Source organism: Psychrobacter submarinus, assembly GCF_904846685.1.
Classification (GTDB): Bacteria; Pseudomonadota; Gammaproteobacteria; order Pseudomonadales; family Moraxellaceae; genus Psychrobacter; species Psychrobacter submarinus.
Genome location: NZ_CAJHBQ010000003.1, coordinates 93,210 through 108,635, shown reverse-complemented (window position 1 = coordinate 108,635; position 15,426 = coordinate 93,210). Strand labels below are relative to the sequence as shown.

General features: G+C 42.2%; 15 protein-coding genes. All 15 read right to left on the bottom strand.

Annotated features, from left to right (window positions below; genetic code table 11):
* Positions 1 to 362: 362 nt before the first annotated feature.
* Positions 363 to 1,451 carry a glycosyltransferase family 4 protein gene (locus JMY03_RS09770; protein ID WP_201603462.1) on the bottom strand — a complete coding sequence of 363 codons (1,089 nt, stop codon included), beginning with the start codon at positions 1,449 to 1,451 and terminating at the stop codon, positions 363 to 365.
* On the bottom strand, positions 1,438 to 2,640 hold the full coding sequence (locus JMY03_RS09765) for a glycosyltransferase (protein ID WP_201603461.1): 1,203 nt from the start codon (positions 2,638 to 2,640) through the stop codon (positions 1,438 to 1,440). The genes JMY03_RS09770 and JMY03_RS09765 overlap by 14 nt, the downstream gene beginning before the upstream one ends.
* Positions 2,633 to 3,742 (bottom strand): glycosyltransferase, encoded by a 1,110-nt coding sequence (locus tag JMY03_RS09760; protein WP_201603460.1) that lies wholly within the window; start codon positions 3,740 to 3,742, stop codon positions 2,633 to 2,635. Before JMY03_RS09760 ends, JMY03_RS09765 begins: the two co-directional genes overlap by 8 nt.
* Positions 3,732 to 4,553, bottom strand: coding sequence for a formyltransferase family protein (locus JMY03_RS09755; protein ID WP_201603459.1), 822 nt, complete (start codon positions 4,551 to 4,553; stop codon positions 3,732 to 3,734). Before JMY03_RS09755 ends, JMY03_RS09760 begins: the two co-directional genes overlap by 11 nt.
* A complete protein-coding gene (locus JMY03_RS09750) occupies positions 4,550 to 5,500 on the bottom strand; it encodes a polysaccharide deacetylase family protein (protein WP_201603458.1) in 951 nt (316 codons plus the stop codon). Before JMY03_RS09750 ends, JMY03_RS09755 begins: the two co-directional genes overlap by 4 nt.
* Positions 5,501 to 5,600: 100 nt before the next feature.
* Positions 5,601 to 6,695, bottom strand: a complete 1,095-nt coding sequence (locus tag JMY03_RS09745) for a glycosyltransferase (protein ID WP_201603457.1) — start codon at positions 6,693 to 6,695, stop codon at positions 5,601 to 5,603.
* 57 nt (positions 6,696 to 6,752) lie between these two features.
* The gene (locus JMY03_RS09740) at positions 6,753 to 7,739 is read right to left on the bottom strand and encodes a phosphoribosyltransferase family protein (protein WP_201603456.1); all 987 of its coding nucleotides are present in this window, start codon (positions 7,737 to 7,739) and stop codon (positions 6,753 to 6,755) included.
* Positions 7,740 to 7,917: 178 nt separating this feature from the next.
* A complete protein-coding gene (locus tag JMY03_RS09735) occupies positions 7,918 to 8,949 on the bottom strand; it encodes a glycosyltransferase family 2 protein (protein ID WP_227675588.1) in 1,032 nt (343 codons plus the stop codon).
* A gap of 61 nt (positions 8,950 to 9,010) precedes the next feature.
* Positions 9,011 to 9,556, bottom strand: coding sequence for a GNAT family N-acetyltransferase (locus JMY03_RS09730; protein ID WP_201603454.1), 546 nt, complete (start codon positions 9,554 to 9,556; stop codon positions 9,011 to 9,013).
* 63 nt (positions 9,557 to 9,619) lie between these two features.
* A complete protein-coding gene (locus JMY03_RS09725; RefSeq protein ID WP_201603452.1) occupies positions 9,620 to 10,813 on the bottom strand; it encodes an ATP-grasp domain-containing protein in 1,194 nt (397 codons plus the stop codon).
* Entirely contained in the window at positions 10,810 to 11,880 is a 1,071-nt protein-coding gene (locus JMY03_RS09720; RefSeq protein ID WP_201603451.1) for a DegT/DnrJ/EryC1/StrS family aminotransferase, read from the bottom strand. The genes JMY03_RS09725 and JMY03_RS09720 overlap by 4 nt, the downstream gene beginning before the upstream one ends.
* Positions 11,881 to 11,925: 45 nt before the next feature.
* On the bottom strand, positions 11,926 to 12,816 hold the full coding sequence (gene rfbD, locus JMY03_RS09715) for a dTDP-4-dehydrorhamnose reductase (RefSeq protein WP_201603450.1): 891 nt from the start codon (positions 12,814 to 12,816) through the stop codon (positions 11,926 to 11,928).
* A complete protein-coding gene (gene rfbC / locus JMY03_RS09710; RefSeq protein WP_201603449.1) occupies positions 12,806 to 13,396 on the bottom strand; it encodes a dTDP-4-dehydrorhamnose 3,5-epimerase in 591 nt (196 codons plus the stop codon). Before rfbC ends, rfbD begins: the two co-directional genes overlap by 11 nt.
* A 1-nt stretch (position 13,397) precedes the next feature.
* Positions 13,398 to 14,300, bottom strand: a complete 903-nt coding sequence (gene rfbA / locus JMY03_RS09705) for a glucose-1-phosphate thymidylyltransferase RfbA (protein ID WP_201603448.1) — start codon at positions 14,298 to 14,300, stop codon at positions 13,398 to 13,400.
* Positions 14,290 to 15,354 carry a dTDP-glucose 4,6-dehydratase gene (gene rfbB / locus JMY03_RS09700; RefSeq protein WP_201603447.1) on the bottom strand — a complete coding sequence of 355 codons (1,065 nt, stop codon included), beginning with the start codon at positions 15,352 to 15,354 and terminating at the stop codon, positions 14,290 to 14,292. Before rfbB ends, rfbA begins: the two co-directional genes overlap by 11 nt.
* Positions 15,355 to 15,426: the final 72 nt, after the last annotated feature.

Here is a 15,426-nt window from a genome sequence, read left to right as displayed (position 1 = left end):
GTGCCTCCATGATGCCCAGCTCACCAGATCTTATCGCATTGACTCCGCGCCAGTACCTAAATTGATCGCCCATATAAGAGGTGCTAAACAGCACATCATTTAGTACAAAAGGCAGCAAACAGTGTAGGGCTAGAATGACTTGATAATTAGAAGGGATCTTAAACTTATAGCCAGCAATCACAATCAATAACAAACACATCAAAAAACTAGGCAAATCAAAAAGCCTAATCCCCAAAAATCCATATGAATAAATCCAGTTCAGGTCTGTCATTAGATTTTCTCTATGTTGTTTTATAATATTTAAATATGAAACCAACTAATAACACTAAGCAGACTACCTATGCTTGAAACAGCACTCTATCTCATCTATGAGATACAAGCTTAAAAACGTCTGCTAATAAGGGTGCTTGTACTTGTAAAGAGTAAAAGTCTCTAACTGATTTCTTGCCCGCCTCGCCAAGCAATTGTCGCTGCTGTTTTGACTGTAATAATTTATTTAATGAGGTTTTCCACTGCTCTGCGCTATTAGCTAGATAGCCACACTGGCAACTGTCTATAATATCTATGTTGACTCCGACAGGGCTTGCAACTACTGGCTTAGCACAGGCCATATATTGAAGAAGCTTATAACCACACTTCCCCCTCTCCCACGGACCGTCTATCAATGGCATAATCCCAATATCAAACTGCTCAATATAGCTCGCCTCTGTACTCTCACTCCATGGAAGCACCTCAACGTCTAGCCCTTGTAGCTTATCTTGTATTTGCTGAGTAGCGCCGATCAGATGTATCTTAAAGCTGACTGTCTGTTTTAGCGCCAAAAACATCTCTTTTAGCTCTAGTACATATTTCTCTGTGGTTGGCGAGCCAATCCAACCAATGATAGGGATTTCGTTATCAGCCTCTATAGCTTGATAGCGACGGTTATCGAGTACCGTTGGGATAATGACCACTTGCTTGCTTGCTGAACTGGCAGCACGCTGAGCAAGATAAGCGTTCCCTGCGATGACTGTAGCAGCATTACGCATAACTTTATTAATTTTGTTTGATAGCAAAAGCCTGACTATCTTATGATTCGAGAGATCATAATTGTGGAAGACAGCATCATCATAATCAACGACGTAGGGCTTGCCCAATCTAGCCATGAGAGCTTCTGCCCAAGCTGGTAGATAAGGAAAAAGCTCTTTTTCTATCCAAATCACATCGTACTTCTTTAGCGCAGATAACTTATACAGCCTAGATAAATAGCGGTGCAATACTTTGGCTGTAGAGCGACCCTTGCTAGCATATAACTTGTGCAAATAATCATTGTCATAAAGAGGGAACACATCAACGACTATTTTCTCATCTTCTAAAAAGGGCAAATACTGCATAGAGCGTAAGCGGCTACTCGCGCCCATACGCGTATACTTGGAAAACAAAGCCACTTTGAGCACCCTATCTTTTTTCATGAGAGGTTATACTCCTATAAATTTGACGATAGCGCACAGCGCCTTTATCCGCAGAGAAATAATCCTCAGCAGCATCTCGGCAGCGCTGACTTAAGTTTTTGTCTTGATAAAGGGTATCTAACTTTTCTAACGCTTCATCGATTGCGTGCTGACTGCCATCTTCTATAACAACGCCGACTTGGTATCTCTCGATAAGACTTGCCATATCACCTACCCCGCTATTACCAATGACGGGAATGCCGCAAGCCAGAAACTCTCCTAAGCGAGTCGGTGCTGATCCAAGCTTGCTAATGCCTGCCGTAAAATACAGCAGCCCTGCTTTGATATCAGCTATATTTTTTGCAATGTCGTTCGGGTTTGAGCTTAAGATTTCTAACTTTGAAGGCTCGATCTCATACTTTTGCGCCATTGTTCGTAATGCTTGCGCTGAATCTCGAGTTACAATCTTAAAAGTTGCATCCTTATCTTTTCGCAATTGCGTTTTTAGTGATAAAAATAGCCAGTCTAAGTGATACCAGCCACTGATGACCGTGCCCATAGTGCCCAGTTTTTTATCCTCGATCGCTACGGTAGATAGCTTAAATCTCTCCAGATCAACACAAGTGGTAATGACAGAAAAATTTTGAGTGTTTAATTGTGGCTGTTGCTGTTGCAAGTATTTGACTGCCGCTTCAGTCAGGCTAACCACATGCACGGCATCTTTGAGTAGCTTAGTCTCTAACCATTCCAACACTTTGTGAACCGGGCTATGGCGATTTAGTCTGCCAGCCTCTATCATCTCCTCAAGCCACAAAGCGCGCATATCAAAGATAAAAGGCACCTGCGTTTGTTTGCTGACTAGCCAAGCGGCGATCGCTGGTATATAACTGCGGCAATGGACATGGTGCGCGCGATTAGAACGCGATAACTGCCAAGTGTGATAAATCAGAGACGATAAATCCCATAGCGTCGCTAATAATCTAGGTTTGTGATGATAGGTCTTAGGCTGCCAGTTAATGCCGTAGTGTTCACACTCTTTTTTTAACGCTTGTAGCTCATCAGTCTTTGCTAAATCCTCAGCCTTCTCAAAGCTAATAATAGTAAATTGATACTCATCAGCAAGACGTGACAGATAAGCCAAGATTTGCGAGCGGCCTAAAGGCTCAAGTAAGCCTGTATAAGAGAGATAAAGCACTTTTATTTTAGACATAGTTATCTATCCTTTCAGGAAACATGACGTCTAAATATTGATTGGCTATTTTTTCTAGCGAGAAGTCAGCGGCTCGGTTTTTTAGTACTTGTTCATCTTGCGGTTGCTGTAAAGACTCAAGCATGGCTTTTGCTAAAGCGTCAGCGTCACCAACAGGTACTAACCTGCCGTATTCTCCTTCTGCTAGAATCTCTCTTGGTCCAGACTGACAATCAGTTGAAACCACAGTAACGCCGGCACTCATCGCTTCTACTATGACGTTGCCAAAACCCTCATAGTCAGAAGATAAGACAAATAAATCTGATTGGACGTATTCAGCCGCGACATCTTTTTTGAACCCAGTCAAAGTCACACAATGCTGCAAATTTAGATCCGCAATGAGTTTTTCCAATTCACCTCTGAGCTCCCCCTCGCCGACTATCACCAGCTCAGCATCAATGTGCTCTAAAAGCTTGGCAAATGCTTTAATCAATAACGCTTGGTTTTTTTGGCGCTTAAGTGAGCCTACATTTAGGATTCTAAAATAGCCTCTTAAATTTCCTTTCGCTGCGTCACTCTGAATAGTGATATCGATTGGATTGTGAATAACATTGAATTTACTCTTGAACAGGCCTGATAACTGTTGAATGTCTGCTGCAACCCCATTAGAAACCGCCAAACGGACGTCAGCTAGCGGATAGATCCATTTAATAGTCTGTGCCAGCATCTTTTTGTTAGACCTACTATTTGTAGCGGTGGAAAGCGATAGAGTATTGTGATCACTGACAACCATACGGCCACTACACCTTGATAGTCGAAATGCAATAGTGGCTATCACGGTCAATGGCCACATAACAGCGATAAGTATCTCAGGATCATGGTTTCTTAAGTATGAAAGAAGAGGCGCAAACGACCCTCTTATCTTTTTACTATCGATATCAATAATATGAACCTTGGCATCTAAGCTGTCTGATAACTCACCCTTTTTTTGGATCAGTAACATATCGACTGCAAAGCCTTGCTTAATAAATGCAGCAGATAAGTTAACAAACACCTTTTCAGCGCCGCCGCCGTCAAGGTTTGGTAGGAATATGGCTATTTTCCTTTTATTATCAGTGCTCATATTCGCGGTCTCCTACGGTGAGTACATCAAGACCTTGAAGCTTTTCTAGCTTACTTATTTTGTAGTGGAGTAAAAAATTACCATACGCTTTAGCTATCTTCGCTGCAGTCCATTGTTTGCTATAAAACACCCGACCTTTATCAATATCATCTTGCTCGATATTCGGTAAATCCTCATCGCGCGTAAAGCTTGCAATAGCTTGTATAAGAAGATCATGGCCATGAGTCATCACCTTTTTGTGCAACTCTAGCAAGCTCTCATTACCGAGTAGCGGCGTTCTTTCAGTTCTTATCAAATTACCGCTATCTATGCCTTCATCTAGCCACATAACGGTATTACCTATCAGTTGAAATGCATTGTTTGCTAAACACCAGTTAGTGCAGTTAGGGCCGCCTTTGACATAAGGAGAGAGACCGGTATGCAAGTTCATTATTTTGCCACTAAGGCCAATTTCCATTATTAGCTCAGCGGTTAGTAGGTTGGTTCCTGAGACCACGACCAACTCAGGCCTGATGGCTTCTACTAAGTCTACAACGGCCTGCGAATTGACATCATCAACCACTAAACGTTCAACTGAGGTAAACCCATTGAGATTCTTTTGAAAACTCGCCTGCATTTTTCGCCAAGCAATAGAGAGCGGTAAAGACAGTACTTTCTTCATTCCTTTAGAGATAAGACGATCTTTTATCGCGTTTTTTGTAGTGCTTTTTTTGTTGACAATGATTACCGCATCTAAAGCAAAGTCTTGATGCATGCGTTCACACAAATATTTATGGTTAGGCTGATCGCCGATGAGCGCTATAATTTTCATGTTATTAAAGCCCTCCTGCCAAACGACTTATACTTGGCTTCATCCATACTACTTGCATCAAAGGTAAACCGATTAAACACCTCACTCCTGCTAGGACTATATTTATCCCCTACCAATAGAATATGGTCAAACCCTTGCTCTTTTGCTTGTTGTACTTGTTTCTTTGTCGCACTACCATTAGGGAAAGCGTAAATATTACACTCAAGCGATAAATCTTCTGCAAAATACGTTTTACACTTCTGTAGATCCTCTAAAAAATAGTCTTCATGCTGACTCTCCATCGACAGATGCTCATAAGAGTGCGCACCGATTTCATGCACAGCAGCGATATCTAGGATGTCCTGTTTCGTCATGGCTGACGCACATAAAAACTCTGGATAATTCAGCAAAAAATTTAGTAGCACTTCTCTTTGCAGGACAAACTGCGCTGCTGGCAGATATTTGATCGCAAAAGATGCTGCTCGGCCTACCTCATGCCTATCGCCGTCGGTAGCTATCTCTAAAGGTATTTTCTTTAACAGCTCAATAGGGGCTTTACCGATGAAGTCTTGTAGTAGCACGTTGACAGGAGGCAAACCCGTCTCAACGCTATAAGGGATAATATTTTGATTGACACGCACCTTGTGCTTATCTAGTACTGGCACCGCATAGTCTATAAAGTCTTTGTAGCCATCATCAAACGAGAGAATAAGCTTAGGTCTATGGCTTTGTATCTGCTCTAATTCAGAAAACAAGCAAATATAAAACTCTTTTTTTAGATAAACAATGAGCTCATTAAATAGCGCTGGCGCTAATGCATTATAGGTGCTACCAGTATTAGGTGCGACTCTATGGAGATTCAGCACCGTAATCACCTCGTTGCTCACTAGTCTTTTTTTTCTAGCGTGCAATCTAGCCGTCGTTGTCAATGTACGAAAAGCGAGAGTCTTAAGTGAGTAATTTTTCATTGCTTGAATCTCTCTTGTTATTTAATAAATTCACTTATCCTTATATCTTTTATAGTTCGATAATATTTCTTTAAAAATATTACTTTGCTTCTTGATTAAATCATTGGTGATGGATATCAGGGAACATAATAGCCAGGTACTGAGCGGAGATTTTGGCTACTGAGAAGGTAGAAGCGTGACACTTTAGCGCTTCATAGTCATGCTTTTGCGCTAATGATTCAAGCATAGCGCTAGCTAAAGCCTCAATATCACCTACTGGCACTAAGGCACCATATTTACCCCCTTCAAGAATCTCTCTAGGGCCGCACTCACAATCGGTAGCGACAACGGGGGTTCCTGCATCCATAGCTTCGACAATCACATTGCCAAAACCTTCGTAATCAGAAGACAGGACAAATAAGTCAGCGTGAGTGTAGTAAGCAGAAGGGTCATTAACGAATCCGGTTAAAACAACGTCTTGTTGTAAATTAAGCGACTCAATCAATGTCTCATACTCACTCCTTAAATCGCCATCACCTACAATATAAAGCTTGGCTGTTACTTTTTCTCTGACTAGCGCAAAGGCTTCAATCAATAGCGCATGATTTTTAACTTTTTTATAACGCCCGACTGTTATGATTGCTAGTCCATCGTTGATCGCAAAAGGACTTCGAGTTTGTAGTTCATCTAGATCTATTTTAGAGGCAGGGTTGTAGATCACTTTAATAGACTCTAAAGGTAGTGACGCTAAGGTAGAGATGTCCTTGGCGACACCTTTTGACACAGCAACTACCTCATCACTCAACCGATAAGAGAGCGCCATACTGGCTCTAAGACTTAGATCGTGCCACTTACCTTTAGGCTGATATTGCGCTGACAAAATGCCATGATCGCTGATCACACACATGGTCTTTTGTAGACTGAGCTTAGTCGCTAGAGCAGCAACAACTGTCAATGGCCACATCGCTGCTAATATAACCTCTGGTTGTTCTTGACGGATATAGCGTACTAAGCTAGGAAGCAGCATTCTATATCTGGTTACATTGAGCACAGTTACTCGAATGTCTTTAGGGATAAGCTCTAGTAACCCACCTCTTTTTGATAACAACAAAAACTCAACATCATAATGAGCACGCCACTCCTTAGCTAGGATAAGGCGCATTTTTTCGACACCACCCTCGCGCATATCAGGAAGAAGTATAGTTATTTTTTTCAAAATAGCTCCGTATTATTGAGTTGAGCCTACAGGACTAGTATCTTGCTCTTTGATTGATTAGTGTTTGAATATTAATGTCCTATATATTGGCCTGATGGCTTTTTTTAGAGGGCTTGGTAATTTGACGGCAATAGCATGCTCCCATTGTTTTAATAAACTTTTAGGCGGTTTCATAAATGTTTTGCTTAGGCTGGGCATATACATCTGATTATCACCCGTACAGAACACGGGCTTGTCGGTAGCAGTCATAATGGCCAAGGCTTGCGCTGGTGCACTTTCTATAAATAGATCGAGCCCGGACTGACTATAATAGGCAGCCTTATGTTTGGCGTGCGCGCCTAGCTTTTGACGTTCTTTTTTGCTGGGCAGATCTAGCATGATTAATTCATCGTATTGTATATTGTGTGCCTTGAGCCATTGCTCAGTCTGCGGGCGATATTTCTCAAGCCTACTAGTGACTAAAGCTTTTAACTTAGTGCTGGGCATGTGCAGTGGTTTGGCATTCAATATAAAATGAATATAGTTATCACCATCATCGTTTTCATCTTCTGTAGGGTCTATACACAGTACGCCCTCTATATCTAAGCAAGCGTTTTTCATCAGTCTTGAATGAAAAATATTCCACTCAAACACCCGTGGCCTTTTGACATGTTCCAGATAAATATCGATATCAGGTTTGTTTTTTTTATCTGAATAGATGGCGCAGGTGGTGATATTCTTTTTAATATTGTCTGGTATGCTTTCTAATGCTAGCTGCATCGCTTTACCAGTTACGATACTATCGTCTACCAGTAAAACCTTATGTGCATCCATAGCATAAATGAGAGACATCTTGGTATTCCTAGATACGCCCGAAGTCAATTTTTCATTCTTGATGAATGAATCTAGGCTAGTGACATGGACGTTGAGATAAAGTCCTATCATGTACGCGGGTATCATGCCACTACGGGGGATACCAACAATCAGATCATAGCCTTGATTATTTAGTTTGAATAAGTTGTTATTGATATCAATGGAGAGGTCGGCAAAAGATTTATAATTCATAGCTTTTCTCGCAACTTTTCAATATTATTTTGTCCAAATCTAATTTATGTTTTGGGTCGTATAACTAATAGTTAACATAAGTATGCTATAGCGTTTACTTGTTGTAAAGAATTATATTCTTTACTTTGAATATATATCTAAGACAATCCCTGTATAACTAGTATTTGCTCTGAGCGCTTTAAAACCTAATTCTTAACAGACCTAGCAACAACCTAATGTCTGTTCTTTGCAGACGTCTAACAGGCTTAAAAGAGGCGAACCAGTGTGTTCTATACTTTTTGAAATCTCCCTGCTGCAGATGCCTATTAGCCAAGTTAAGGTGTATCGCTGTAGCTTTATGATGAACATATTGGCTATCAGGAACCTGTAAATAGGCTTCTAGCTCTTTTAAGCTGTTCAGCATTCTCTCACTTTTTTTAAAAAACCTATGATCATCACTGACCACCCTATTTGTCCAAGAGCCACTACTACCAAGACGATAAACGCTGCAGACCTCTGGTAAATAATGTACGCCGCCAATAGCGCTTATTGCTTCTAAGAAAAAATCCCCAATGGGCACTCTAGCAAAAAACTCCGGCATCACTGCTACTTTGTCTCTAGCGATAACCATAGAAGCGGTCGGACAGAACTGCCCTGCTGTGGTATAAACGAGCTTTGACGACAGCACAGTCTCAGACTCTCCGTGGCCAGTAGAGACATCAGTGATTTGGTTATCCATACAGATATGAGCGCGGTGAATGGATAGGAATATTTTTGGATTTTTACGTAAAAATGAGACTTGCCGGCTGAGCTTATCGCTACAAGTCCAAAAATCGTCGCCTTCACACAAAGCGATATAGTCCCCTTGCGCTCTTGGGAAGTTAAAGGTCGGACTGATTTTTATACCCTTAGAGTACTGATTCTCAGTTTGATAGATAGGTTTTATGATATTGGGATATCTTTGCTCATAGTCGCGAATGATATCCGCCGTGTTATCTTTTGACGCATCATCATGGATCAACACCTCAAAGGGGTAGTCGGTTTTTTGCATCAAAAAGCCATTCAAGGCGTCACGAATATAGGACTCATGATTATAGGTAATACAGACAATAGACACTAAAGGCGCAGTATAATTCTCTTGCCACTGCGCCATTATCTCCGCTTCAGGCTTAGGTTCAGGAGGGGATAAATTTATGCCCTGAACCTTTGAGCTATCTATGTCAGTATTCACTTTACAATCCTTGTATGAAGTGCTGCAACTGGCCGCTAGTGCAAACGAGCCAGTCATCTACTTACTGGTATATTTTGATAACTTCGTCGTAATCTTCTCGAATTACAGACATCAAAACCAAATCTTGCGACCGGCCTTGTTTAAACACCGCCTTTCTCATGACGCCTTCTGTTTTATAGCCGCACTTTTCTAGTACTCGTGTCGATGCTTGATTATGCAGTAAAACACGTGACTCTATCCTCTCTAATCCCAAATCGTAAAAAGCATGATACAAAAGAAGTAGCGTAGCATGAGTACCAAACCCTTTGCCCCAGTAGGCTTTATTGCCAATGAGCTTTCCTGAGTTGGCAGTTCGATTAAAAAAGTCAATATTATTAAGGTATATATTGCCAATATAGTTGTCTGTGAGTACATCGCAGATAGCTAGCTTTAACTGCCCTTGCAAGTCGCCCGCTTGCTGCACCCATTTTTTCTCAAACTCACTGGAAACAAAATAACGCCGGCCGACAACCATATCCCAGATCTGTTGATCTTGCCGCCAAGCGATAGAGGTTTGGTAATCCTCTACCTCTAAAGCTCTGAGATAAACCTTCATATTTTTTAGCATTATGGTCCCCTATGAGCTTAGTTTGGCTGTTAAGCGTTTTAGCTAACCACTGATTATCTAGGGTTACGCATATAACACCCGGACTAAATCGTCTATATTATTCATCTGCTGATCTCTTGTCTCAACCGTTGGAAACGCTAATAGTAAAACTCCAACTGAGGTATGCGAGCCGCAATATTGCTGCACAGCCTCGCCTTTTTTCTTAAATAGCTTCTTATAAAAGATAAACAGCTCTAGTGAAGAATCAATGTTTATACCGGCAAAAATGCCGTCTGTTTGCGCATGTAGGACATAATAAGCACCGATCTTGCGCTGAGTTTGCTGACCAGCCTCATTGTGAACGACCTTTTGTCCCAAGCTAACTTTGAGAACCGCATCGACATAGTCAAACCCAGTTAAGCGCTTTTGCAGCAAAGGCACAAAGTTACCGCCGTTTCGAGCGCCGACTTCAATAAGGTACAGCTCGTTATCACGGTTGAGCCGAGCTTCAACATTGATAGGACCATTGAGATATCCAGTATGAGCGGCTAGCTGCTCTAGCTGTATTTTTAATTGCTGATAAACATCAGCATGCACCGTCGGCCAGCGGGTTGAGATCGGAATAAAGCTATCACTTTGAGTATAAAAGTACTGATCACCAAAATAGCCCGCGATCAGCTTACCGTCTTGCAAAAAGCCATCGCCATGAACTTGTGGACCCTGAAGATACTCTTCAATGATGCATCTATGGCTACGAGAGAAACTCAAAGCATAATCGATACACTCTAAAATATTGCTTTGAGTGCCAGTACTTAACCTAACGCCTTTGCTGCCCGAGCTGTCCACCGGCTTGACGATATAGGGTTTATTATTATTTAGCCCAAATGGGATAGCAGCTGACTTGGTCAGATAAAAACTTGGTGTCCTCAGCCCGGCCTGTTTTAGCACTTGCCGAAACAAATCCTTATTCGAAAAATTTTGAGCAGCTTGTGCACTAATACCGGGTAATCCCAACGCTTCGGCGACATACCCTATAGTCGGAATAGCTGGATCTGAGGCAAAGGTAGCGATACTATCTATCTTATAATCTATAGCCAATTGCAACACTGCGTCCTTGTCAGTAGTACTGATATTGATATATTTATCTGCTAGAGCATGACCTGGATTGTCCGGCAGATAATCACAAGTGAGTACATATAGACCCAGCTGCTTCGCCGCTTGGATCAACGGAACCTGAAACTCTGAACCGCCTAATATCAATATCGTTTTTGTTGTCATGACACAATACACGCAATAATTTTATCTTGCTGTTGTTTTGTTAGACCCGTAAATAGCGGTAGGCAAAGGATACGGCTAGCTATGTCTCTTGAATGCTTACAAACTTGCTCATGGCCCAGATAGTCTAAGGTGTCCAGACTAGGATAGAAGTAACGTCTGGGGAAAATATGGTTTTTTTTCAACTGTGCCTCTACTCTTAATAACTCTGATTCGGAGTTGAAAAGTATGGGTGCATAAGCATGGTTATTCTTGCTTTTTTTATGCCACCGCTGAAAGATTAGCGTTTTTTTTGTCAAGGCTTGTCGATAGAGACGCCAGATTTTAGCTCTGCTATCCTTAATGTGCTCTATTTCATCTAACACACATAGCCCCATCGCTGCTTCAAACTCATTCATCTTAGCGTTGATACCCATAGCGTTGATTTGAGTGGCACTAGCGATACCGAAGTTCATCATCAGTCTTATCTTGCCCGCAAGCTCATCATCATTGGTGATAATGGCCCCGCCCTCAGTACTGTGAAACAGCTTAGTAGCATGGAAGCTTAAGGTACTGATATCACCATAATTTAATACGCTTTGGCCTTGATACTGGGTATCAAACGCATGGGCGCCGTCATAGATCACCTTTAAGTTATTTTTTTTGGCAATGTCTTGGATTTGCTCTACTTCACAAGGGTTACCAAAGACGTGTACAGGAACGAGAGCGCTGGTGTTTGTAGTGATTTTTGCTGCAATCTTAGTAGGGTCGATATTAAAAGTAGCAGGATCAATATCAACAAAAACAGGCTTTAACCCTTCCCAAACTAAGGTGCTGGTAGTCGCAACAAAACTAAAGGGCGTAGTGATGACCTCGCCTTTTAGCTCCAAAGCCTTGTAGGCGAGCTGCAAGGCTAGCGTTCCATTTGCCACTACTATCAAATGCTTGACGCCCAAATAGTTCTGCAGACGACTTTCTAGCTCTTTTACCAGCTGCCCGTTATTGGTCAGCCAGCCACGATGAAAAATACCCTCTACGTAGTCTTGATAAGTGTCTTTATTTGGCAAATAAGCTTTTGTGACCGGTATCATGATATTCTCTCGTATGCGAATATGACTTATCTCTATATAGTTGCCTTAGTAATGCGCTAAGCAGCTCTTCATGCTTTGCGGCCATTGCGATAACTCAACCCCAAACTCCTGCTCGATTTTTGCTGTCGCTAATACTGAATGACTCGGCCGCTTCGCAGACGTAGGATAGTCACTACTAGGTATCGGCTGTACGCGACAATCGATATCCGCCGCTACAAAAATAGCTTTGGCAAACTCATACCAACTGCACTGGCCTTGGTTACTATAATGATAGATTTCTACCTCCTGACTGGCACGCTTAAGCTGAGGAATAATCTGTACAATCGCTCTCGCTAAGTCGCGAGCATAAGTCGGTGACCCAATCTGATCATTCACGACATTTAGCTGCTCTCGCTCTGGCCCTAGCCTGAGCATAGTGGTTAAAAAGTTACTACCAAATAAAGAATACAGCCAAGAAGTACGAATGATAATACTATTAGGTGGACTGATATCCTGCAGTGCTTGCTCACCTAATCGCTTAGTTTTACCATATACATTGTTTGGATGAGTAATATCTGTTTCCTTATAAGCTTGCTTGCTATCACCATCAAAGACATAATCAGTTGAGATGTGAATCATAGCGATGTCGTGCTTTTTTGCGACTTCGGCTAAGTGCTTAACCGCAAGATGGTTTATGGCATTGGCTTTATCCGCTTCACTCTCTGCTTTGTCTACGGCAGTAAAAGCGGCGCAATTAATAATATAGCTCACACTATTGGTACTACAAAAACTCTCAATCGCACCTTTATCGGTAATATCTAAGCGGCTTTTATCAGCGAAAATAAAGGCGTATCCTGCGCTTAAGCTGACTTTATTTTTCCTAATATCCTCACCAAGATAGCGCAGCTCAGAGCCTAACTGCCCGCCTGCGCCTGTCACTAAGATATTAGTACTCATAATCACTCGTCCGATAATAGTTGGTCTGATAACTAAATAACTCAGCATCAGCCAGTAGCGGTTGTTGTTGATCTTTTGCTGATAATAGTAGCTCGCTAGTAGGTATACCCCAGTTGATCGCTAGGCTAGGGTCATCAAAAGCGATACCCCTATCCTCTGCAGGACTGTAGTAATTATCGACTTTATAACTAAAGATAGTGTTATCTTCTAACACCGCGAACCCATGAGCGAAGCCTCTTGGTATCAACACTTGCCTTTTATTCTCAGCGGTAAGCTCGATAGCGACATGCTGAGCGAACGTTGGACTACCCTTACGAATATCAACAGCGACATCCAGGACTCGCCCTGAGATAACTCGTACTAGCTTACTTTGAGCGCTACTCCCTATTTGATAATGCAGACCTCGCAGCACCCCGCGGTCAGATTTGGACTCGTTGTCTTGAATGAAGTTGACGCTATAACCCACAAAGCGCTCTAACACATCTTGACGATAGCTCTCAAAAAAGTAGCCGCGTTCGTCACCGTGCACTTTAGGTTCGATGATAATAACGTCAGCGATAGCCGTTCTCCTAAGCTGCATATCAACGCCCTACCTTTTTCTCGTTGGCTCGTCTAATCAGATATTGGCCATATTGATTTTTATGTAAAGGTTCGGCCAACGCCAGTAGTTGCTCACGGTTTATATAGCCTTTTTCAAAAGCAATATCCTCAAGACAAGCCACTTTTAGACCCTGACGATTCTCTATCGTTTGGATAAAGTTACTGGCATCTATTAGACTCTCATGAGTCCCAGTATCAAGCCAAGCAAACCCTCGGCCCATCAGCTCGACATGCAGCTGCTCACGCTCTAGATAAGTCTGGTTTACTGTAGTGATCTCTAACTCGCCGCGCTCTGATGGGGTGACTTGTTTTGCAATATCTATCACTGAGTTTGGATAAAAGTATAAGCCCACTACCGCATAGGAGCTTTTGGGTTCTGCAGGTTTCTCCTCGATACTCAACGCTTTGCCAGTATCGTCAAAATCGACTACCCCGTAGCGATTGGGGTCTTTGACATAGTAGCCAAACACAGTTGCATACTCATGACTTTCCACATTATCTTGAGCTTGTTTCAGCATTTTAACGAGGCCTTGACCATAAAAAATATTATCTCCTAATATCAAACAAACATTATCTTTACCAATAAACTCCTCACCAATGATAAAGGCTTGCGCTAAACCATCAGGGCTTGGCTGCTGCGCATATTGCAAGGAGATACCGAGTTGACTACCATCGCCTAATAAACGTTGAAACTGGGAGGCGTCCTCCGGCGTCGTAATAATCAAAATCTCTTTGATACCCGCGAGCATCAGCACTGAGAGCGGATAAAAGATCATTGGCTTATCATAAATCGCCATCAGCTGCTTACTGACCCCTTGGGTTAAAGGATAGAGCCTAGTGCCAGAACCGCCTGCTAAGATAATGCCTTTTGTATTATGACTCATGATGTACTCCTAATCGTTTGCGTTGATAGCTACCGTCTTGTACTCGCCGGCACCATGCTAGATTCTCTAAGTACCAGGTAATCGTTTTTTCAATGCCGCTCTCAAAAGTCTCTATCGGCGTCCATCCCAGCTCATTAGCCATTTTGCTAGCATCGATGGCATAACGTAAATCGTGACCGGGACGATCTTTGACAAAGCGGATTAGTGACTCATATTTAGCGCCATCCGCACGAGGCTGCTTTCGATCCAAAATCTGACAGATAATGGAGACGACTTCGATGTTTTGTTTTTCGTTATGACCCCCTATATTGTATGTCTCGCCGACTTTACCTTCTGTGACCACTTTATAAAGCGCCCGAGCATGATCTTCCACAAACAACCAATCACGGATTTGATCGCCTTTACCATAAATTGGCAAGGCGCTATTATCTAAGGCGTTTAGAATGACTAAAGGAATCAGTTTTTCTGGAAAGTGATACGGTCCATAATTGTTTGAGCAATTAGTAATAATGATGGGTAGACCGTAAGTACGACCCCAAGCTCGTACCAAGTGATCCGCGCTGGCTTTTGAGGCAGAATAAGGGGAGCTTGGTGCATAAGGAGTAGACTCGACAAATAGCGCATCCGTTTCTGCTAAGTCACCATATACTTCATCGGTTGAGATATGATGAAACCTAAAACGGGATTTATCGGTTTCTCTAAGACCTTGCCAATACTGACGGGCCACCTCTAGTAACGTATAAGTACCGACGATATTAGTCGTAATAAACTCTGCTGGGCCATCGATGGAGCGATCGACATGGGATTCAGCGGCAAGATGCATCACCAAATCAGGCTTAAAATGATCAAAAACATCTTCTAGCGCTTGGGCATTACAGATATCTAGCTGCTGAAACTGATACCTCGCGTTTTGATCGATATCCACTAATGACTCTAAATTGCCTGCATAAGTCAGCTTATCGATATTGCACACTTCATTATCGGTATTGTTAATGATATGGCGGATCACCGAAGAGCCGATGAAACCTGCACCGCCAGTAACTAATATATTCATAAGCTCCACCTTGTTATTTATATCCCTAAAATATGCGCTTGAGCAGCTATGAGCATAACGTTAATCGCCAAA